The organism is Spirosoma flavus (assembly GCF_054778555.1).
This window is the reverse complement of sequence record NZ_BAAGZL010000002.1, coordinates 807768-830472: the sequence shown is the minus strand read 5'-3', so window position 1 is coordinate 830472 and position 22705 is coordinate 807768. Positions and strand designations below refer to the sequence as shown.

Below are 22705 nucleotides of genomic sequence, written 5' to 3'. Positions count from 1 at the left end.
TAGCTCATTTAGCGAGAAAAAGTCTTATGTTTTCAGCATCCATGAAGCAGCTTATACCAATCGCAATACTCTCAACTGCGAATTTACAGCATTCAATAGTCAAGTCATTTTATTCTGTGCAACCCAGGCTCGGCGGTCAGAAAGTACAGCGGCAATTAATTATTTTCCTTTCTTAAAATGCTGATCGGCAAATTTTATGAAATTGCTCCAGTCGTAAGCTGTCAAGTTATGCTCGCCCTCGCGGTTATGATACCCCATGTGCGAAATCATAACTGGCTGATTTATACCCGGTGGATCAGACGGAAGATTGGTGTTAATACCATATAATCCATACACTTTACTGGCCAGTTTCAACGACAAATAAGTTCCGGTAGGATCAGCCCACAAATCTTTCGACGCATTGGTCACATACAGCGGTCTGGGAGCGATGGCGGCCAGCAGCATGTGCTGATCGACAGGTAATAACTCTTCCTTATCGTTGTACTTTTTGTAATTGGTGGCAAACCAGTGAGGGAAAACGGTGTTGATTCGGCCAATCGTTTCGCCAAATCGCCGGTGAGATAAAGCAGCTCCAGTATTGCCCGAACAGTTCGTGAAGCACATCGCAAAACGCTGATCTTCGGCAGCCGCCCATAAAGACGCTTTGCCTCCCCGCGAATGACCCACAACCATTACTTTCTTTGCATCTACAGCTTTATCTTTCTCAAAATAATCCAGTACGCGACTTGCTCCCCAGGCCCAGGCGCCAATAGCCTTCATGCCGTCGGGAGCGGTCAATTGTTCCGGATAAAGTTGCAGCACGCCATTGACGTATTTGGCGGTGTCATCGGGAGCCAGATCGCTCACATGGAAAGCCGCAACTGCATACCCGCCGTCGATAACCAGTTCAGCCGGCCAGAAATCACTTTTATGAACACGGGTAGGGTCCATATTGTCTTTCCCCCGATTATTAATCAGCAGAAATACCGGGACCGGCTTTTTTTGCTGATTCGGCACAAAAAGTACGAGGTTGATTTTCAATGGCTTGTTGTGATTAATCACCTCAATAGTCACCTCTTTCAAGGTCGTTTTGCCGTCCATGGCGCGGGCATTCTCATTCTTTATCGAGTAGCTGAGCCGGTCATAGGATTTGGGCATCTGGCCATACACATTCTCCTCAAATAACTTAATGATTTCGGGTCGTCTTACGTTTTCCCAGGATAGTTTACTGCGAACGGGCTGATTTGTGGTTGTTGTTAATACGTCTGGTAACGTATAAGTTGGAACTTTTGATTCGTCGTAGTTGGCCTGAAACCCATTCTGGGCCTGTACGTTGATGACTACTGCGAAAAAGAAGATAAGCCTTACTAAATGCTTCATAACGATATGAGTAATCAAAAGTATTCAGTCAATTTTAGAAAAAGTCCTTCCGCGGATAACGCAAATCGGGTTATGCACTAAGGCTTATCCGGATACGCTCTAACTAAAGCTTTCGCTTCGTCTGAAGTTAACATTGAAATACAGCCATGCCGGGCTTCCGACGGAAAATTTACATCGTCTTCGACGGTCCAGTGAATCAAATCCGGCGAATAAGAAGCACCAAAACGGTTCGTCATGCAATAGTCATATAATAGCAGCCAGCCGGGTTTAACGGGGTCTTTTATTGCCGTTGGCCCCTCGGTAATGACCGGAACAATTTGCCCCTTGTTCAACGGCCCTTCGACCACACTGTATGGACCTTCCAGGTTTTTCGACGTAGCCAGTCGGATTGACCGCCGTTCGCCCGTTTTTGCGCCAAATTCTTCTTCTTTGTGAAAGAGATAGTACGTTCCTTTTTCTTTCAGTAGGGTTCCGTCGATCACTGAGTAGGGAGGAGCAAAGAAGACGTTGGCTGGCGTAAAGGTTTTCCAATCGCGCGTTCGGCAAGACCAGAGCCGACTTTCTTTCCAGCCCGCATCTTTAAAAGACGACGACCAGATTAATACGTATTCATTGGTTCGGTCATCAAAAAACCACTCTGGCGCCCAGATATTTCGCGCCAAGGTTCCAGAGTCACTACGTACGTCTTTCATCAAGGGTAGATTCCCTTCAACCTGCCAGGTAATCAGGTCTTTAGATGTAATGTAGAGGCAGCTTGGCCCCACTTTCTCCCGGTCATTGGCTCTCCCGCCACCTGTCGATAAGATACGCCAAACGCCATCGGGGCCCCGGCGTACGTAAGGATCACGAACATGATGTTCCCAAACGGGTTTGTTATCGTTCAGCGGTGTCCAGTGACGGCCATCGGAGGATAAAGCAATATGTAATTTGTTGATTAACATTGGGTCGGGGAGGGGAACCTCAACCGTTTTGCCCTGTGCATCAATCTCGATACGTGTCGGATAACGTTGCCGGAAGTAGGTCAGCATCCATACGTTTTTACCGTTCTCAATGTTAAGCGGCACTTTAGCCGGTGAATTTTGGGATGCCGCTCCGGTTGACGATTGTGCCGAAGCTATTTCAAAAGAGATAAGTAGGGCAATAAATAAGGTTGTAAGCTTCATCTTAAGTTGAAAACTTGGTTATAAATTTTCACTACGTAGTAGGCTGCTACGTAGCTAAAGGTAGAACAGGGCGGTTTATATGCTTTTTTGTCAGAGAACTTTTTGAAGATAGAACGGCAAACACCACCCGATTCCGTAAAAGTACCTTATATGACAAAACTCAGTTATTCTTTTCTTTGGCTGGTCATTGTTACGTTGACAGGCAGTGGATTCTTCATTGCCAAACCACAGCTAACTTCGTCATCACAAAATCCACTAGCTTCCAGACCTCATATTATCCTGTTCATTTCCGATGATCATGGGTACGAAGATGCTGGTTTTGCCGGCGCCAAAGTCGTTCGAACGCCCAACCTGGACGCGCTGAGCAAAGAAAGTTTACGTTTTACGCACGCTTTCTGCAATACGCCAAACTGTGTACCATCGAGGGCTGTAATCAGTACGGGACTGATGCCGGCACGTAACGGCGCGCATCCCAACCACAGTAAGATCAATGCCGGAATCAAAACGATACCTGTGTATATGCAGGAGCTTGGCTATCAAACGATTCTGGCGGGAAAAGACCATGTCTGGCCGCAATCGGCTTATCCTTACATCTACCTGAAAAAGAAAGATCAGGATTACCCGAAAATTGACTCGGTACTGGCTGCTCACGCCAAACCAGGCCAGAAACCGCTTTTTCTGGTGGTTGCGACGGACAACCCGCACGTTCCCTGGCCGGGTATCGACGGCTATGATCCCAAGACTGTTGACGTACCGCCATTCCTGGTTGATACCGACGTAACGCGACAAGTGCGGGCGAAGTATTACACCGATGTAACGGATATGGACAAAACGGTGGGCGAATGTCTAAAATCGATGAAGAAATACGGCTACTCCGATAACACGTTGTTTCTGTATACGACGGATAATGGACCTCAGTGGCCCTTTGGTAAATGGAATCTGTACGATCAGGGCATTCGCGTGCCGATGCTGGTACGCTGGCCGGGAAAAATAAAACCCGGTACAACCGACGCGATGACTCCTTTGGTCGATGTGCTGCCTACGCTGCTGGAGGCCATAGGTGGCAACGTCCCAAACGGATTGGATGGCCGGAGTTTTCTGCCTGTGCTAACCGGAAATCAGACAACGCATCGCGACACCATTTTCACTACGTATACAGCCGATACGCGTTACGGTGCGTTCAATTATTACCCGATACGTAGCATTCGGACGCGTCGTCTCAAGTACATTATGAACCTTGAACCCGAACGAACGTATACGACGCACATTACCAATGCTAAGCCCGTAGATGGCAAAGATTACTGGGATAGTTGGGTCGAAAAAGCCAAAACCGATCCTAAAGCTGCGCAACGTGTTCTGGCGTATCAGCAGCGCCCCGCTGAGGAGTTATATGATCTGGAAAAAGACCCTTACGAACTAACAAACCTGGCAGGTGCACCGGAAAACCGTGCTACGTTGACGGCGTTTCGACGAGCAATGGAAAACTGGATGGAAGTCCAGAACGATCAGGATGGTTTAACACGCTATTTCTTCAACATCAAGTACGGCAAAAAGAAAGATCGTTAACGCAGCGTAGGGGTAGGAGCAAAGAGAGGTAGTGATTACACGATGCCCCCACCCGATTGCCCAATGCTAGATTGCCCGAATAGTGACGAAAGCGCGGAGTTTGATGTCGTCTGCCACGTCGATGGGTTTGAAGAGGTCGTACCAGCCGCTACGTTGCCCACTGGAACCATAGTTGATGTGCACCCAGAGCGTGTCGCCTTCCTGCTGGTAACCATCAATAACGGTCGAATGGCCATACGTAGTGAAATTGCCGAAGTGAAAATAGACAGGCCGGTGGGCGTCGATTTCCCGACGTATCAGCTTCACTACGTCGGCGCGTTGTACTACGTTTTGAATGTTTTCCTGCCGGGAGATGGCGGCCAGCTGATCTTGGGATAGCGGGATGGGTTCCGTAAACGATACGTAGAATTCAGCCTTGCAGGGAAAGTGTTTTTCAATCTGCCCAACCGGATTGACCAGCTCCAGATAGTGACCCGTTCCAAAATCTTTACGTATCGCTTCGGCGGTTAGGTACGAAAAAAGTGCGATGTTGTTTTGGGCCACCGCTGGCGTTGTTGAGTCAATTTTAGGGGCAAACTGATCCCACGAAAACGGATGCTTCGACAACGTATCGCGGATGACGTAACCTTTTGAACATTGGTAATGGACAATACCGCTGGGACGTAACTGATGGTAATAAAAAATTTGAGCCAACGCTGTACTCCAGCAACCCAGTAGGTGGTTTTCGGGAACGTAGCGGGCGTAACGGCCAAACTGATCCCAATTCGTTTTCAGGAGAAAGGGGGCGTTCTTCTGTACAGGCGGTTGAAGCTGAGCGATGCAATTTGTCGTCATCAGCAGGCAAAAAATGATGCGTTTCATACGGGATTATTTTGCTAGGATTCGAGGCAAAACAATCCAATGAAACCGTGTCTTTCCTCTCAAATTGGCTTTTGAGAGTCCTTACTATGTGTTTTGAGAGTCTGTTGCTCCGCTAAATGTCGGGGTGATAAACCCGTGATGGATTTAAAAACCCGATAGAAACTTGCCTCAGAATTGAAGCCTGAATCAAGCGCGATACCGAGAATGGAGAGGTGCTGATAGGTTGGGTTGGTCAGTCGGTGCGTCACTTCGGCGACCCGACGTTCATTGATAAGACTTCGGAAACTTTTGCCGAACACGCTGTTAATGACCGTCGATAATACGCTAGGTGATACGTTTAGCTGGTCGGCCAGACTGTTCAGACTCAGATCAGGATCTAGAAAAACACGTTCCTGATCAAGAGCCGTTTCCAACCGGGATTTTATAGCCTGAATCTGTGCTACGTCTACTCCCGTAGACGCTCGATTTTCGGATGGGCGAATGTTCGTCGTATCAAAAGCCACTTCGAATGGCGGCTGCTGATAACCCATAATCGCCAGGTAATAAATGCAGCCGGACAGATAAACGTAGAACAACTGCCAGTGCAGAAAGTAGCGCGTTGTGAACCCTAGTCCGGTATCGAGAAAGATGTTGACTGTCAGTAATAGGCCAACGCCACCGCTGACAATCACTACGTTACGAAGCCAAGTATAGGTCGGATACGCCGTATCAGAAATTGTATCGAAAAGCCACTGCCGATAGTTATTTAATCGACGTAAACTCAGGATTCCATAAGCTATCCCCGATAGCACCGACAGATAATCTTCGATCTGTTTAACATTGTTAAAAGCTAGTCTTTCGGCCAGAATATCTTTTTGGAGGAGATTATTTGTCGTTTGAGTCTGAGTATAAACGATGATGGCGTGAAGCAAAAAAAGCAGTGTGGGTACAAAATGAATCAGATGCGATTTGAGCCGAAACTGTTTCTGCGTCAGCGCAACGGCGTACAAATATAAAAGCGGCTGGATGGTTAGGTCGAAGGCAAGTGGAAAATAACGTAGCGTCGGATTCTGCCACAAACCCAGTGTATGTAGCAAAATTTTGGCGCTCAATACGCTGAAAACCAACAACAGCAACGCCAGCAAACGTTTGCTGGCGTACTGGCCATATCGGGAAAATAACAAGCCTGCATAGAGCAATCCTTGCGTGATACCCAGAATGACAATCAGGTCGAATGCATTGATACTGACGCTCAAAACCGTTTTTTTACTCCAAAATAAGAAAGAATGTGTAGAGACAGGGCATACCTTGGCTCTAGATGGGTCATTCCGAACGTAGCGATTTCACGGGATTCTTTAACGCGGCTCGGATACTTTGGAAACTAACGGTTGCCAGGGCAATGCCTACCGCCAACATCCCCGCCAAACCGAACACCCACCAGCCAATGTTAATCTTATAGGCGAAATCCTGCAACCAGCGCTGCATGGCCCACCATGCAAGGGGCGACGCAATCACAATGGCAATGACAACCGGCTTCAGAAAATCTTTGGAAAGCAACGTAACGATACTGCCAACAGAAGCACCGAGTACCTTCCGAACACCGATTTCTTTAGTGCGCTGCTCCGTCATGTACGTAGCAAGACCGAACAGACCCAGGCAGGCAATAAAAATGGCCAGTAGCGAGGCTATGGTAAATATTCGTTCAGACTGTCGATCATCTTTGTACTGCTCATTATAGCGTTCATCTACGAAAAAATAGTCGAATGGATTGCCGGGGAAATACTGGCTGAACAACCTTTCCAGCTCAGCAATTTTGGCAGGCAGTTGGTCCGTCGTGAGTCGGACAGTTGTGTAGAAGACGCTGGTTTGTGGAATGAAAATGATGGGCTCAATGGCTTGCTTGAGTGACTGGTGGTGGTAGTTTTTCACTATGCCCACGACCTCAAGCTCTCGTTCTCCCCATTTGATTTTCTGACCGACAGCCGCTGCTACGTTCAGAAACCCTAATTGCTCGACGGCCCGCTCATTAATCATGACCTTTGTGACATCGTTCCAGGATTTGTCGCATTCGGCAGCCGTTACGTTCTGGCCAGCAACTAACTTAATGCCATACGTATCCAGAAAGCGGTGGTCGGCATTAACAACGGCGTATGACTTCTGGTTATCACCCGGCTGAGGGTTGGGGCGGGTAATGCCATCGGCACTAAAGTTGTACCAGTTGCCCGGTACGCTGCCCGACGTGCAGAACGCCTGAACCGACGCCAACTGAGCAATCGACTGTCGAAAGGCTCCACTGCGTTTGTTGAACGTACTGTCTTTTCCGACGTCGGGGCCACGCAGCACCAGCAACTGGTCGAGTTTCATGCTCAAATCCTGCGTCTGCATGTACCGCAATTGTTGTAGCATCACCCCCGTGGCAACCATAAGCGCTACCGAAACACTGAATTGAAACACAACTAGCGACTGCCGCAACGTAACGCCCTGTCCCATTCGGCTAAGCGCTCCTTTTAGTACTTGTACCGGCCGGAATTTAGTCAGCACAAATGCTACGTATCCACCCGACAGGAGCGTACCTGCCAGCAGAAACCCTACGGCCAATGCCCAGAAATTACCACGTAGCAAGACGTCGGTCGATAATGTTCGTCCTGTCAGTTGGTTAAAGGGTTCTTGCAGCAATGCAATCAGGCCGAATGCCAAAATCAGACTCAATACGTTCAACAGAAGCGATTCGCTTAAAAACTGCGTTATTAACTGACCGTGTCCCGCTCCAACAGTTTTTCTGACTCCGACTTCTTTAGCTCGTTTAAGGGCGCCCGCTGTCGATAAATTGATGTAATTAAACCAGGCGATTACTAAAATGAGCAGAGCAATCCCACCCAGCAGGTATACAAAACGCAGGCTGCCATTGGTTTGATAATAGTCGCTCAGCGACCGGGCCAGGTGCATGTTTTTCACAGGCTGCAACCGAATCTGTTCCGTATCTTCTGGCTTTAGTTTTTTCTTGAAATTATTGAATTTCGTTTCAAGAGTCAGGTAATTAGCTTGAGGACGTAGCAGCAGATAAGTATCAATGAAGTTGCTTTCGAGGTTGTCCAGCCGGGCCCAATCGTTGCCATTCAGACCAGCCGGACTTGCCAGCGTTTGGAGCGAAAAAAGCATGTCAGCCCGGAAGTCAGAATTGGTAGGGAAGTCCCGATAAACCGCGCCAACGGTAAAAGCTGTTTTGCCAAACTGATTATTCAGGGTCAGAACTTTGCCGATTGCCCGATTGTCTCCAAAATATTTTCGGGCAGCCGTTTCCGAAATAGCTACTACGTTGGGTTGCTGAATTGAAAGAAGTGAACCGTCGGTCAGCGGGAAAGAAAACAATGAAAAGAAACTGCCGTCGGCGTAGGCTGTACTGGTTTCCCGAAAAGATTTCTGATCAGCTTTGCCCGTTCCCGCCCAGGTTACGATCCCATCACTTACACCATTGGCGATCCGGCAATAATCCTGTATTTCGTCAAATTGCTGCTTTCCAATTACCGCTACTCCGGGAGCCTGTTGGGAGTAGGTCTGTCGGTTGTTATCCATCAGAAGCCGGTACAGATTAGGCAGATTTGTATGAAATCCATCCACGCTACGTTCAAACGCTACGTATTCGGCAATAAGCACGAAGGTAGCCATACCCAATGCCAACCCTGCCGTATTAATCAGCGAATAAACGCGGTTCTTGACCAGACTGCGGAAGGCGATTTTCAGATAATTACGTAGCATGGTTACTGGATTTGGTTGTGAGTAGTCAATTTTTTGTCGTTTCATTAACGATGGACGTAGCAAACTGACCACATCCCGAACGTAGCGCCAGCGCGCCCGACCAAAGCCCAGCTCTTCGATACGTTGCTGGAACAGCTCGTCCAGATCGCCCTCCATCTCCTCGGCCCGGTGGGGCGGGCAGAACAGGTGCAGCAGGAACGTAGCAAAACGGGGCGGGGTCATAGGTTTTTCGTTTTGTTTAATCGTAGCGACAAGGCATGCCTCGTCTCCCAGGCGTCAGCCATTAACAATTCCTTAAAAAACCATCCGGCCATGAGACAAGGCATGCCTTGTTTCTACGTAATGTCGTTGGTTATTCGGAACGTAACGATTTTACGGGGTTAATCAGGGCTGCCTTTATGCTCTGATAACTAACGGTTAATAAGGTGATCAGCAAAGCACCAACGGCCGCTACAACAAAGACCCACCAGGAAATTTCGACCCTGTAATCATACTCCTTGAGCCAATCGGCGAGGTAATAGTAGGCAATAGGGGAAGCTATCAGGCAGGCAAACAGGACCAGCAGCGCAAAATCTCTGGTTAACAGCTGCCAGAGGTTGATAACGCTGGCACCCAGTACTTTACGAATGCCGATTTCTTTAGTCCGTTGCTCCGCGACGAAACTCGCCATACCGAAAATACCCAGACAGGAAATAAAAATAGCCAGCACCGCAAAGTAGGCCGATAACGTACCGATCCGTTCTTCCGATTTGAATTTGCTACCATACTGCTGATCGACGAATTCGTATTGAAACGGTACGTTCGGTACGTATTTCCGCCAGGCTTGCTCAATCAGCGCCATCGATTGACTCGAACTTTTAGCAGGATTCAGGCGAATGGTCATATTCCAATGATTGTCCGAATTGGTGTGATACAGCGAAGGTCGAACCGGGTAAAAGGGCGATTCAGCCATTATATCGCTCACCACGCCAATAATCGTGTAGGGCTTGCCATCCCATTTCAGGATTTTGCCGACCGGGTCCTTAAAAGGGAGAAACTGCTTCATGGCCTCGTTAATGATAAAGGCCGATGAGTCGGTGGCAAAGGCACGGGAGAAGTCGCGGCCTTCTTTTACTTTCCAGTTCACCGTTTTACCCCATTCATAGGTTACGTTGGAGTTGGGGAAATCGACCGACAGATTAGGATCTTTGCCTTCCCAATCAAAACCACCATTCGAATTCCAGACGCCCGTCAGCGGACTGCTCGAAGCGGCTATTTCCTCGACGGCGCCAGCCGATTTTAATTCAGCTCTAAAGGCGTCGAAATGGTCGATTATTTCTTTTTCCGCCCCCATGCTCACCAGCCCGTTCCGGTTGTAGCCAATCGGCCGGTTTTTGGCATGCTGGATTTGCTGATAGACAATGATCGTCCCGATAATCAGGGTGATGGAAACGGTAAACTGCACTACAACTAAGGCTTTGCGGGGAATTGAGGCCCATTTGCCCACCCGAAACGTTCCCTTCAATACGCTCAGCGGCTGAAACGATGACAGGTAAAAAGCCGGATAGCTACCCGCCAATAAACCTGTAATGCCAATGAATACCAGGCCCATCAGCCAGAACAAGGGGTTTGTCCAGAGAAACTCGATTTTCTTATCGGCAACTTCATTAAAAGCGGGCAGCAGCAACAGTACCAGCAACACAGCAGCCATAAACGACAGGAGGACGACCAGATACGACTCGGCAAAAAATTGATTAATCAACTGCGAACGTACCGAGCCAACCGCCTTGCGAATACCTACTTCTTTGGCTCGCTTCTCGCTGCGGGCCGTGGCCAGATTCATGAAATTGATGCACGCCAGAATCAGCACAAATAGGCCGATGATGCCAAACATCCAGACGTATTTAATTTGACCACCTGTATTAACGCCGTCTTTGAATTCATTATATAACTCCCATTTGCTCATGGGATGCAGAAAAGCCGACCATTTGGATTTAGCATCTTCTTTGTCCAGGTTATCAGATTTTACGGTTTTTATTCGCTTCGATGCATCTTCCAGGGCAACGTTGTCGGCCACCTGAACAAACGTCTGACTAAAATTGCTTCCCCAGGGATTTTTCATCGTTTTGGCCCATGTGTTGTCAATCAGCCACAACGCCCATGGCATAATTACTTTTACCTTCCGAAACGATGTATTGTAGGGCAGGTCTTCATAAACTCCGGTTACTTTTACATCGTATTTCCGACCGAGTTTCAACGATTTGCCCACCGGGTTTGCGTCGCCAAAGAGCGATTTGGCCACCGATTCCGATAGCATAATCGAGTAAGGGTCTTTCAAACCGGCATACGTTCCATGCTTCATGCGCAGGCCAAGCATAGCCGGGCCGTCTGGTTCGAAATAGATGCCTTCCTTCAACACGTGATTATTGCCTATCGACAACACATACGACCCTGGCCAGGATGCTTGTACTACGTACTTAAAATTGCTGCCATACTTCGCCCGGATTTCGGGGGCCATTACGGCGGGATTAGCGGTCTGCGATCCAATCTTGCCATTGAACGTAGCATGTTGCATGACCTGGGCAATACGGTCGTAGTTCGGATGGTATTTGTTGAAACTCAGCTCATCGTACATCCAAAGTCCAATCAGTATGGCAACCGCCAGACCTACAGCCAACCCACCAATATTAATGACGGAGTAGGCCGTGTTTTTTTGCAGATTTCGCCAGGCGATTTTGAGATAATTACGTAGCATAGTTGTATTTGTTGGTTTAGGATCCGTTTTAACTAACCATTTAGTGTTTTCCTGCTTCATTAGGGAAGGACGTAGCGAACTCACCACATCCCGAACGTAGCGCCAGCGGGCCTCCTGCAAACCCACCTCGACGATACGTTGCTGGAATAGTTCATTTAGGTCGCCCTCTATCTCTTCGGTTCGATGTGGAGCGATGAACCAACGGAGCAGGGACGTAGCGAAACGGGGTGGATTCATAGCGTTTATGACCAGGCGGTTCGGGGGATGGCCTCCCACATCTGATTGCGCAGTTGACGAATTTCTTCCAGCGCCCGCCGACCGTAGGCCGTTGCGGAATACAGCCGTTTTCGGCGACCTCCCCGCTCGGACGTCATTCCACCCATTTCAGAATTAACCAGCCCTTTCTCCTGAAGGCGGTTTAGTGCCGAATGCACAGCTCCCAGATTGACCGAGCGGTTCATCTGCTGCTCAATTTCGTTGACGATTGCGGCTCCGTAAGCATCGCCCGACCGTATAGCGACGGCTAGCAAAACAACTTCTTCAAATTCACCCAGATAGGTTCCTTTCATACCCGAAGATTAGTTGCGTAAATGTATAACAAATGGCTTGCCAGTATTAAAAAGCGGCCTTTCCGTGCAGCAAAGGCCGCTTTTGTTAATAATTGATTCGAGAGGCTTGTCCACAAACGGACAATAATTGTACGGACATGGACAAGCAATTTGTGCTATCATGCAGGATAGTACTAATAAAAATGAAAAATTATCAGTCATTTTTTCAAGTCACGAACAATTCATAACCTTATGGCGTTTTATATTCGTGAGTCGCTGATAGATAGGGATGCTGTGAAAGGCACCTGCTTTTTTCGAATTAACTGATCTATTAAGCGAACCAAAAGCCAGGTGACTTCGCGTCGTCTGGCTTTCTTTTTTAGCAGGGATTTTAGGGATATACAAAAGCATGCCTCCCCAACGGTGAACCGGTCTCTACTCCACACGCAGGCTTTTTATAGGATTGACCAGTGCGGCCCGTAACGTTTCGTAGCTGACCACTGCGATAGTTAACAGAAGAACCAGAACAACGCTGACTAGAAAAATAGCCACATCCAGATCGACACGATACGTAAAATCCTGGAGCCATTTGTGCATCATTACCCAGCCTATCGGTATGGCGAGTAGGCAGGCTACTATTAGCAAGGTAAGAAAGGGCTTGAACAGAAGACCAAGAATTTGCGGTAACGTAGCGCCAAGCACTTTGCGAATGCCAATCTCTTTCATCCGTCGCTCAGCCAGGTAGGATGATAGGCCAAATAATCCCATGCAGGCAATCAGAATGGAGAGTAAGGAAAACGCTTTAAATAGGCCCGACATTCGGGTTTCGCCTTCGTACATCCGCCCGAATTCCTCGCTCATGAACCAGTGACCAAAACCTACGTCGGGCAGCACCTGCTTCCATTTTCTTTCCACTTCAGCAATCTTCTCCTGATATTTTCCCTGCGGTAGTTTGACGTACACAATCCGATCTTCGGGGTCAGGGCGGGCGCTGATAGCCAATGGGGAAATCGTGTGATGGATGGAGCGAAAAGGAAAATCGCGCACAATGCCAACGACGGTTCCTTCCTTTTTCTGGTTCATTTCCTGAAAAGGCCGCTTAATGGTAAGCTGCATGCCCAGCACTTTATCCGGCGATAATCCCAAGGCTTTAACTGCACTTTCGTTGAGCAAATACGCGCTTGAATCAGCTGGGTTGTCGTGTCGAAATGTTCGACCAGCTACCAGTTCCAGATTAAACGCTTTCGGTAGGTCGAAATCGCCATTCATGCCTGCCCACTGGTATAACTGATTGCCCCTTTGCGGGAACGTAACGTCGTGGTCCAGCGAACCAAAATAATCCTGATTCGGTAAATGATTCGCCATTGTAACGGCCTGAATTTCAGAATCTTCCAGAATGCGCTGCTTCAACGAACGATATTGATCCATCGTCGCTATCCCCGACCAACGTATCGAAAGCAGTTGATCGCCAGTCTTGCTCAAGGTCGAACTCTGGATAAAATTCATCTGCTTCATCATCACGCCGGTCGAGATAATGAGCAAAATGGTGATGGCATATTGACCAATAATCAACCCTCTGCGTAGCAGGTCTGAACTGCGGCTGGAAAACCGGGCATTTTTCAGGACGCTGATCGGCAACAACCCTGATAAGTAGAGCGCGGGATAACTTCCTGCCAACAGACCTACCAGCAACGTAGTACCCAACGTAACGCCAATCAGTTTACCCTGCACCAGATGGACCAGGGTAAAATGTTTGCCCGCTACTACGTTAAATAATGGTAATAGGCTGATAACTAGAACTAACGCAATCAATAAGGCCGCGAACGTAGTAAGCAGCGATTCGCCCAGAAACTGCCACACCAACTGACGGCGATTGCTGCCCAGCACTTTTCGCAACCCGATTTCTTTGGCCCGTCGAACTGCCCTTGCCGTGGCCAGATTCATGTAATTGATGCTGGCAATGATAATGACGAGTAAGGCCGTACACGCAAAAATGTAGAGGTATTTCATGTCGCCAATCCGGCTGTTATTATAGCTCGACTTCAACTCCTGGTCGAAGTGAACGTTCTTCAGCGGACGTATCGCCGGTCCCATCTCTCCCGTAGGATCTTTGGGCAGATTGGCCTCAACGACCTGATTGAATGACTTGGTAATTTTCTCAATATCAGCGCCTTCTTTGGTGTGCAGATACGTTAGAAAATAGCCGGGGCCATTGCCCCAGTTCTGTAGCCAGTTCTTCCCATTGGCCGTCATCATCTGACGTAGCATACCGGTACTAATCAGATAGTCGGGCTGGATATGCGAATTTTCGGGATAGTCTTCCAGTACACCCGTTATCGTGAGCGGAATGTATTTATTATCCGTCGCATAGATGTGGCTGATTTCCAGTGTTTTCCCAACGGGATTCTGATCACCGAAAAATTGTTCTGAAATCGACTTACTCAAAACAATGCCATTAGGTTTGTTGAAAACCGCTTTCGAATCACCATACTTTAGCGGGAAGAAAAACACATCTTTAAAATCGGGTGTAACCCAGAAAACGTTTTCCGAAAGCAGAATTTTGTCTTTTTGCCGATCCCGGAACGAAGCCGGATACCCCATCGAGATCACCTGCGCCCCGCCAATTACGTCCGGGAATTGAGTACGTAGCGCGCTCAGCCACGCGCCCGGCGCATAGGCCGATGTTCGCTCGGCTCCATTTTGCTTGCGGTGCGTTCCTAAAATATATAGATTATCGGAGTCGGGGTGGAAACGGTCGAATTCCTGTTCATCGATAATAAAGAGGTAAATTAACGTAACGCTGGCCAGTCCAATCGACAGTCCGGCAATGTTCAGCAGCGAAAAGCCTTTCTGGCGACGGAAATTGCGCAAGGCAATGAGAAGATAGTTTCGTAACATGCTCAGAGAGATAAAAAAAGTGGTGTTTATTTCATGAGTTGAATCCCGGCCGTATCATCCAGACGCGCAACAATGCCCCATCCGTAGAAATAATTGGCTAGCCCGATCACGATCTCATTTTTGCCTTCTTTCAGAGGTAGTTTGAGGCTCGTGTTCTCGATTGTGCACCGGCCTCCAGGGAATTTCTGCTGAGGTGTTCCGAAATAATTTTTGTCAGCGTAAAGCAGTTGCCCATTGATAAAGACCCATACTTCATCACTAAACCCCAGGTTTAGCAGCCGGTCCTGAGCTTTGTCGGATTGAATACTGGTTTTGAGCCACGCCAGCAAACGAATTTCTCCATCTTTATGCGCATACTTTCGGCTAAGGTTAACAATATTCCGACTCTCAGCTTTGATGGGCGACCAGCGCGTGGTGCTGTCGGGTAGCTCGGCCGGCCCCGCTTTCCCATAGGTGCTTTGTACGCCGGTCACAGGTTCTTTACCAAACGGAAAAACGACGGGCTCACTAACAAGCCAGTTTCTTAAATAGCGGGTGTCGTGCGTAAGAAAGTTATAACCAGCCTCAGGATTAATGCCTTCAGTAACATCGGGTTTGATAACCAAATTGGCATAATTGACCGACCCACTCAATGATATTCCTCCCGCCGTTGCCGGGCTTTCAAATTCAGGGACAATCAGCGCCGGTTTGCTCATGTCGTTGACATAGGCTTTCATCTGCCGACCCGAAATGACCAGTTTTACGTGGTTCCAACCGGCTTCAGCCATCGCAGCGCCCGTCTGATATTCATCCGTCAAATCCCACATACTCATTCCATTAAAAATGGGAGCATATTGCAACGTAGTGCGGACGTCGGGTGTCACTTTACCGAACGAACGGAGGTAAAAGTTTTCGCCATTCTGATGATCGGCATCCATTCTGAAATTGATACCTGGAAAACCGGGGCCTGTGAGTTCGACATCGTATTCAATGGTCCCATTACTGAACGTAACGTCTTTCAGAACTATACTTTTAGGCCCTTTCAGTATTTTCATAATACCAGCCTCTTTGCCAGTCATAAATTCGACCTGTCCAGGCGCAAAAATCCACTTATCGGCTGTCATCGGAATGTGTAGTTCCCCCGTTTTGCGTACAGGTACTTTCTGGGCATACGTAGCTTGCACCAGTGGAAATAGGACAAAAAGAAGCAAAATGAATCGATTCATAAGGGTTGTGTTTAAACTGTTCGGATTAGTGAAAAAGTGATAAAAGATTGTTTGAAAGGCCGCGGGCAGCATCGGATTGATTGTAAAAAAATGTAAACTCGTAGGCTGATTGACAATGTGTCGGCAAACGTATCGAGAGAGGGCATCTGCGTAAAATCATTTATCATTCAAGATTTTTCAATTTTTATCACATTGATTTACAATGCTTTCTGAGTCGACAGATTTGATCCGCTGCAAGCAATTGATTGAACAGAAACTCGATTGGGGAGCGAGTGAAACCTGGATCAGCGCCGATTTTGACAATCTTCAGCAACGGATTCTGGACGAAACAGGGGTTTCGCTGAGTGCGAGCACGCTACGTCGAATCTGGGGAAGGGTTGATTATCAGCATATGCCCAGCGGCACTACGTTGAATACCTTGGCACAGTTTGCCGGTTATGCCGACTGGCGGCAGTTTGTTCGGTCGCAGGAAGTCAGAATAGAATCGCCAATTTCTGTTGAATCCATAGTGGAAAAGCCAGCTCAACGTAGCATCAATTGGCAAAGGCTAGGCTGGATTGCGGGAGTAATAATTGTGATCGCCTTGATGGGGATTCTGGCGTTTGAACAGAAACATCCACAGATTGATGGCGTTCAATATCGCTTTAGTAGCAAACCCCTGACCCGAACGATTCCGAACTCAGTTGTTTTTACCTACGATGCATCAGCCTCGCCAACCGATTCGGTTTACATACAGCAGTCCTGGGATCAGACCCGCCGGGACGTAGTGGGTAAAGATGGACACACGCACACGTCTATGTATTACGAACCTGGTTTCTACCGTGCGAAACTGATTGTTGGTCACGAAGTTGTGAAGGAACATTCGCTACTCATACCGACAAATGGCTGGCTAGCCACCATCAACGAGAAACCTGTTCCGATCTATTTGAAACCGGCTGAATTTCTGGGACAGAAGCAATTGCGCGTACCTATCACGACAATCCGGGAGAAAAACGTAACCTTACAGCCAGAAGCACCTTTGGTAAAGTATTTCAATGTTGGCAATTTCAACCCCGTACCGGTTACGGATTTCGCCTTTAGCTGCGACGTGAAAAATGAATATGATGAAGGAGCTGCCGCCTGTCAGCTATCGTGGATCGTACTGATGACCAACGATATGCCCATTACAATACCCCTCTCCACAAAAGGCTGCGTGTCTGAACTGATGCTAATGGACGGCGCGCGGAGTGTTTCTGGAAAGAATACCGATCTATCTGGATTAGGCGTCGATTTTACGAACTGGGTGCACGTAGCCTGTCACAGCGATGGGAAAAAACTGTACTATACCATCAATGATAAGGTGGTGTATTCGGCCTCCCTTCCCACCAAAAAAACGGAGATTGTTGGGCTGGTTTATGGCTTTCGGGGAACGGGGGCCGTAAAAGGCGTTACGTTAACATCGGGTGGCAAAAAGGTTTTTGGGGACTTTTGACGATGACGGAGATTTTCGACAATATTAAAAAGCTGTATCGCTTCTACGTACCAACCAACGAGCTGGCTGATTATGTTGAGTTTTTCTCTGAATCATCGGCGGCAGAGACGTATCGCTACGTAGCTGATAATCAGTTCACAGTGAAGATGTTTCCGAGTTGGTCGCCTACTTGCTACGTTAATCTGGGCGAACCCTATCAACTTTCCGTCGGTGCGAAACAGTATCTGATTCAGAAAGATACAGACGTATTGATTCTGCGAAATACCATCGTGGAGCGACATAACTTGCCTACTGATTACATTTTCACTATCAAGTTTTATCCGGGTGGACTGGAAGCAATTCTGGGAATCAATCAGGTGCAGTTTGTAGATCAGGTTGTCAATCTGGCGACGGTTTTGCCAGCAGCGCTTATTCAGCAGGTTAAACAACTTGACACGTTCGAGGAACGTATTGAACTGTTTCAGTACTACTTTTTGAATCGATACAACCAGCAGAAAAAGACGGATCACTACCGGCAATTCGTCTCGACGACCATCGGTACGTTCGATGAGAGTGGTATGGTGTTAAGCACGGGCCAACTCGCTGATCGACTGTTCGCTACGTCGAAAACCATCAACCGCTATTTTCACCGGGTTATCGGTACCCCGCCCAAACAATTCCTGTCGCTGGTTAGAACCCGAACAGCACTTTCTAACTACGTATCCAATAAAGACTGCTTCTCGCCTTATGACTTTGGTTATTACGACATGAGTCATTTCTACAAAGACGTCGTCAAGTTTACGGGCAAAAAGTTAAGCCAGCACATCGGTTAAGATTGTCCGTTTTTTACTAAAATTTCTGTCGTTCAACCCGTTGTTTTGTCGAAAATTAATTCGACAGCTAATGAATCTGGTTTCGACCCGCCTGCTTTTAGCGGCAATTTCTCTTCTCTCATTTTCCTACGTTCAAGGCCAGCCTGGTGTCGTCCGTAAACTGGAAACTTGCCCCTGTCAGGTTAAAATAGACAGCAGTTTTCGGACTCGTTGCGCGTATATGATCGTGCCTGAAAATCGGAAAAAGAAAAATGGAAAGACCATCAAATTGCCATTCATTCTGGTAGAAAGTAAAAATCCCGGCAAGAAAAAAGACCCGCTGCTGTTTACCGCCGGTGGACCGGGTGGCAGTTCGCTAGGGTGGGCCAGAGGTGCTAGTCAATCGCCACTTATCAACGACCGCGATTGTATCGCCTTTGAGCAGCGTGGTACCCATTTTGCCATTCCAAATCTTTGGAGTGAGGAATTAAGTAATGCAATCAAAGAATCGTATCGGAAAAATCTGAATAAGGATAGTATGATTGTCGTGGGGGTAAAGCGCTATAAAAAAGCGCTGGAAGCCAAAGGAATTGACCTCGCCGGATACAATACCGACGAAACAGTATCAGACATTCACGATCTGCTCGCAACCCTACGTATCGATTCCGTTAATCTGACCGGAGGTTCCTATAGCGGAGGACTCATGACGGCGGTACTCCAGCGCGACCCGTCGCGGATCCGCTCGCTCGTTCTGGATTCACCGCTTCCGACCTTTGTTCCAATTGATGAAGACGAGCCCGCTAATTTTGCCGAAGCGCTGAACGTACTGTTTCGGAACGCTGAGAGCGATTCGACTGATAAAGCGCGCTACGGTAATCTGAAGACAAAATTCGAGCAGTATTTTACAACTATTGGCGGCAAAAAATTTGCAATGCCATACGTAGCAAAGGGACAAACGGATACGCTACGTATCGAGTACACACGTAGCGATTTGCTGGACATTCTGGTCAATACGTCGATGAAGAATGTACCATTCGCCATCACAGAAATGATTAAAGGCAACCATGACCCATACATACGACCCTATCTGGAGCATAAACTCGAACGAAATAATGGGCCTTCGGGGATGCGAATTTCCGTGTATTGCGCCGACCAGCCCGCTTATTATAGCGAAAAAGTACTTCAGCAGCTTTACGATATCTATCCGTACCTGAAAGGATATCACATCAACGATGTGTACAGAGCCATGTGTGATTGCTGGAACGTACCCCCCATAAAACCAGAAACTAAACAGCCCTTTTATTCAACGAAGCCGGCTCTATTGGCCGATGGTGAAATGGATAATGCCGTCCGTCCGCTGTATATCGACATGATTCATCATTATATGCCTAACAGCCAGCGCGTATTGTTCAAAAATCGTGCTCATGGCGTTGGTGGCTCCGATTGGAACCGTTTGACACAACAGTTCCTGAACAATCCGTACCAGAAACTAAAGTCTGACAAACCCAGTATAGTGGTGTATTAGATGGCATTGAACTTGGTGTTAGGGGCATAGGGTGGATATTAATCGAACCCTGCGCCCCTAACCCAATGCTACTCACTACGTAACGATTTTACCGGATTGACCAGGGCCGCTTTGATAGCCTGGTAACTGACGGTAGCCAGCGCAATAGCAATAGCCAATAGCCCAGCTATGACGAAGAACCACCATTCGATATCGATGTGATAAGCGAATTCGGCTAACCATCGATTAGTGGCCCACCAGGCTAACGGAAAAGCAATGCCATTGGCAATCAACACCAGCTTCAGGAAATCTTTGGAGAGTAAGGCTGTCAGGTTAAAAACACTGGCTCCCAGTACTTTCCGAACGCCAATTTCTTTAATACGTTGCTCGGCGGCATACGTAGCGAGTCCGAAAAGGCCCATACAGGCAATGAAAATAGTCGCCAACGCTACCCAGATCAGCAGCGTTTCGCGACGTCGATCTTCGAGGTAAAAGCGGGCCAGTTGTTCATCCAGAAAATGATATTCTAGTAAGTGCGTTGGGTCGATTTTGGTTAGTACATCATTCATTTTCGCCAATGTTGCCGGGATGTCCTTGCCTTCCACACGAGAGGTAAAATAATCGATGGTATGAACCGGGTTGTTTTGATAGGCCAGCACCATCGGCGCTATTTTTTCACGTAGCGACTGAAAATGAAAATCTTTGACAATGCCGACGACCCGCGCATGAAACGTTTGACCAGTACCCAGCGGACTGTAACTTCCACCCATACTGCGATCAGGAATCTCAACTAGCTGACCCGATACGTCGTTAATGTTCAGCAGTTTAGCCGCTGTTTCGTTGAGAATGACAGAGGCCGAATCGTTCGCATTCAGGAAGTTACGACCCTTCTGCACCTGTATTTCGAAGGTTTTAGCAAAGTTTTTATCGACGCCCAATAAATAAGAGACTTTATGTTCCTCCGAATTTCCTTCTGGCCGGATATGGACAGTCGGAAGGGTTTTCCACTCGCCGGGTACGCGCGACGTAGTTGATACGTTCTTCACTGTCGGTATTTTGCTGAATTCCGTTATAATGGTTTGGGCTCCGCTTCTGATTTTTGCCGAATTGATATCGACTACCAAGAGGAGTTCTTTATTGAAACCCAGGTCTTTATTGTTAGCAAATCGGATTTGCTGAAACAGTACGATAGTCGCAATAATCATTACCACCGAGATGGTAAACTGAAACACAACCAATCCTTTCCGTAGCGATAAATCACCTTTACTCTGAAGCTTAAGGTTTTTTAGCAACGACAACAGGCTGAATCTCGATAGTAAAAGTGCTGGGTAACTACCTGATAGTAAACCAACAAGCATAAGAGCAAGTAGGGCGTAAAGCCAGATTCGATAATCAGCGCTAAAACCAAGCGACAGTTCTTTGCCTGTAAATTCGTTAAACTCCGGTAGTAATAAATTTACGATGATAATCGCAAGCAGGAACGAAATCGTCGTCACGACAATTGATTCAGTCAGGAATTGCTTGACAAGATGGCTTTGATAAGCGCCATTAGCTTTTCGTACCCCAATTTCCTTCGATCGGTTCGACGCTCTTGCCGTCGTCAGATTCATGTAATTAATGCAGGCAATCAGCAGCACAAACAGCGCGACAACCGCAAATACCTTGATATACAGTAGTACTCCTTTGCCCATTTCGGCTACGTTCGAGTTTCGGGCGCCATCGATAATGTGTTCCGAATACAAGTGTATATCGGCCAGTGGTTGCAGAGTATAACTCATCGACGTGCCCGGTTCAAGTTTGGCGTTTCGATTGAGCAAATCCGTGATTTTTTGGGCTGTTACGTCTGGATTGGCCTTTTCCTTCAGCAGGAAAAACGTCATGAAAATTTGGGAATCCCATTTTGAGATCCACTGGGTAAAATCATCATCATGAATGATCGTTGCTTCAGAAATGAGTGAATTGAAATTCAGGCTTGAATTGCGGGGGTGATTTTTTAATACAGCCGTTATCTTCAGGGGTTTATCCATGAATTCCAGACTCAACGTTTTACCAACTACCTGAGACGTATTAAACAGGCGTTGAGCAAATTCTTCGACGATTACAATAGAATTCGGCTCTGTCAAAGCCGACTTGCTGTTGCCATCAACGGTCTCGAAATCAAATACTTCCATCATACCGCTATTTGCATAAGCCACGGTTTCCTGAAACGTATTTTTGTTTTCGGGATTTGTCAGATTGGCACGACCAACACGGACAATTCGAGCGGTATTTTCGATTTCGCCAATGCTTTTCCTCGATTCTTCCGACACTTTGAAACTCGATGCGGCAATGGTAAGGTCTTCGGTTGGACCCTTCTTGTGCTGAATCGCCCGGTAGATTCGACTCGCGTTGCTGTGTTGCTGATCGAAGGTTAATTCATCAAATAGATAAAGACCGATCAATAAAAAGCACGTAACGCCAAACGTCAGACCCGCTACGTTCAGCGTAGTATAAAGTTTGTTTCGACTCAGCGTTCGAAATGTGATTTTGAGATAATTACGTATCATAGCTGCATTTGTAGGGTTGGGAAATTCAGTTGGTTTTCGTCGAATAAATTCGGGTCGCATATAGGCCAGTACGTCCAGCCAGTAACGTCGTCGGGCGTGCATTTGGCCCCCTCGTTTGAGCCGCACCATGTAGCGCTCATGTAAATCACCCAGCACCTCCTCTCGTAGGTGAGGTGCACAGAACAGACGTAGTAAGCGGTCGGCTAAGCGGGGTGGGGGCATCGGTTTTGTGTTTTTTGTAGAGACAAGGCATGCCTTGTCTCCTGTGCGTCAGCAATAAACCATCCGGTCAGGTGACAAGGCATGCCTTGTCACTACGTAGAT

The 22705-nt window shown here is 47.6% G+C and carries 14 protein-coding genes; 4 read left to right on the top strand and 10 right to left on the bottom strand.

Going from position 1 to position 22705, the window contains the following annotated elements; genetic code table 11:
* Positions 1 to 159 precede the first annotated feature (159 nt).
* The gene (locus ACYVF1_RS12415) at positions 160 to 1359 is read right to left on the bottom strand and encodes a glucuronyl esterase domain-containing protein (protein WP_461079105.1); all 1200 of its coding nucleotides are present in this window, start codon (positions 1357 to 1359) and stop codon (positions 160 to 162) included.
* Between the two features lie 77 nt (positions 1360 to 1436).
* Entirely contained in the window at positions 1437 to 2522 is a 1086-nt protein-coding gene (locus ACYVF1_RS12410) for a glycoside hydrolase family 43 protein (RefSeq protein ID WP_461079103.1), read from the bottom strand.
* Between the two features lie 150 nt (positions 2523 to 2672).
* Between ACYVF1_RS12410 and ACYVF1_RS12405 the strand changes: the two genes are divergently transcribed.
* Positions 2673 to 4088: a sulfatase family protein gene (locus tag ACYVF1_RS12405; RefSeq protein WP_461079101.1), complete on the top strand. Its 1416-nt coding sequence runs from the start codon at positions 2673 to 2675 to the stop codon at positions 4086 to 4088.
* A gap of 66 nt (positions 4089 to 4154) precedes the next feature.
* Here the strand turns inward: ACYVF1_RS12405 and ACYVF1_RS12400 are convergent, their stop codons facing one another.
* From ACYVF1_RS12400 to ACYVF1_RS12370, 7 genes are all read right to left on the bottom strand, one after another.
* Complete coding sequence (locus ACYVF1_RS12400) at positions 4155 to 4949, bottom strand: C10 family peptidase (protein WP_461079099.1); 795 nt, start codon at positions 4947 to 4949, stop codon at positions 4155 to 4157.
* 59 nt (positions 4950 to 5008) lie between these two features.
* Entirely contained in the window at positions 5009 to 6184 is a 1176-nt protein-coding gene (locus tag ACYVF1_RS12395) for a helix-turn-helix domain-containing protein (protein WP_461079097.1), read from the bottom strand.
* 67 nt (positions 6185 to 6251) lie between these two features.
* Positions 6252 to 8906 carry an ABC transporter permease gene (locus ACYVF1_RS12390; protein ID WP_461079095.1) on the bottom strand — a complete coding sequence of 885 codons (2655 nt, stop codon included), beginning with the start codon at positions 8904 to 8906 and terminating at the stop codon, positions 6252 to 6254.
* A 130-nt stretch (positions 8907 to 9036) separates the two neighbouring features.
* The gene (locus ACYVF1_RS12385) at positions 9037 to 11655 is read right to left on the bottom strand and encodes an ABC transporter permease (RefSeq protein WP_461079093.1); all 2619 of its coding nucleotides are present in this window, start codon (positions 11653 to 11655) and stop codon (positions 9037 to 9039) included.
* A 5-nt stretch (positions 11656 to 11660) separates the two neighbouring features.
* Complete coding sequence (locus tag ACYVF1_RS12380) at positions 11661 to 11987, bottom strand: PadR family transcriptional regulator (RefSeq protein WP_461079091.1); 327 nt, start codon at positions 11985 to 11987, stop codon at positions 11661 to 11663.
* Positions 11988 to 12401: 414 nt separating this feature from the next.
* Positions 12402 to 14864, bottom strand: a complete 2463-nt coding sequence (locus ACYVF1_RS12375; protein ID WP_461079089.1) for an ABC transporter permease — start codon at positions 14862 to 14864, stop codon at positions 12402 to 12404.
* A 26-nt stretch (positions 14865 to 14890) separates the two neighbouring features.
* Entirely contained in the window at positions 14891 to 16069 is a 1179-nt protein-coding gene (locus ACYVF1_RS12370; protein WP_461079087.1) for a hypothetical protein, read from the bottom strand.
* A gap of 202 nt (positions 16070 to 16271) precedes the next feature.
* Between ACYVF1_RS12370 and ACYVF1_RS12365 the strand changes: the two genes are divergently transcribed.
* The 3 genes from ACYVF1_RS12365 to ACYVF1_RS12355 all read left to right on the top strand — a co-directional run bounded on the left by ACYVF1_RS12365 (position 16272) and on the right by ACYVF1_RS12355 (position 19856).
* Positions 16272 to 17540: a hypothetical protein gene (locus ACYVF1_RS12365; RefSeq protein WP_461079085.1), complete on the top strand. Its 1269-nt coding sequence runs from the start codon at positions 16272 to 16274 to the stop codon at positions 17538 to 17540.
* 2 nt (positions 17541 to 17542) lie between these two features.
* On the top strand, positions 17543 to 18352 hold the full coding sequence (locus ACYVF1_RS12360; protein WP_461079083.1) for an AraC family transcriptional regulator: 810 nt from the start codon (positions 17543 to 17545) through the stop codon (positions 18350 to 18352).
* A 70-nt stretch (positions 18353 to 18422) separates the two neighbouring features.
* Positions 18423 to 19856 (top strand): alpha/beta fold hydrolase, encoded by a 1434-nt coding sequence (locus ACYVF1_RS12355; protein ID WP_461079081.1) that lies wholly within the window; start codon positions 18423 to 18425, stop codon positions 19854 to 19856.
* 68 nt (positions 19857 to 19924) lie between these two features.
* Here ACYVF1_RS12355 and ACYVF1_RS12350 read toward each other — a convergent pair whose 3' ends face one another.
* Complete coding sequence (locus ACYVF1_RS12350) at positions 19925 to 22603, bottom strand: permease prefix domain 2-containing transporter (protein ID WP_461079079.1); 2679 nt, start codon at positions 22601 to 22603, stop codon at positions 19925 to 19927.
* Positions 22604 to 22705 lie beyond the last annotated feature (102 nt).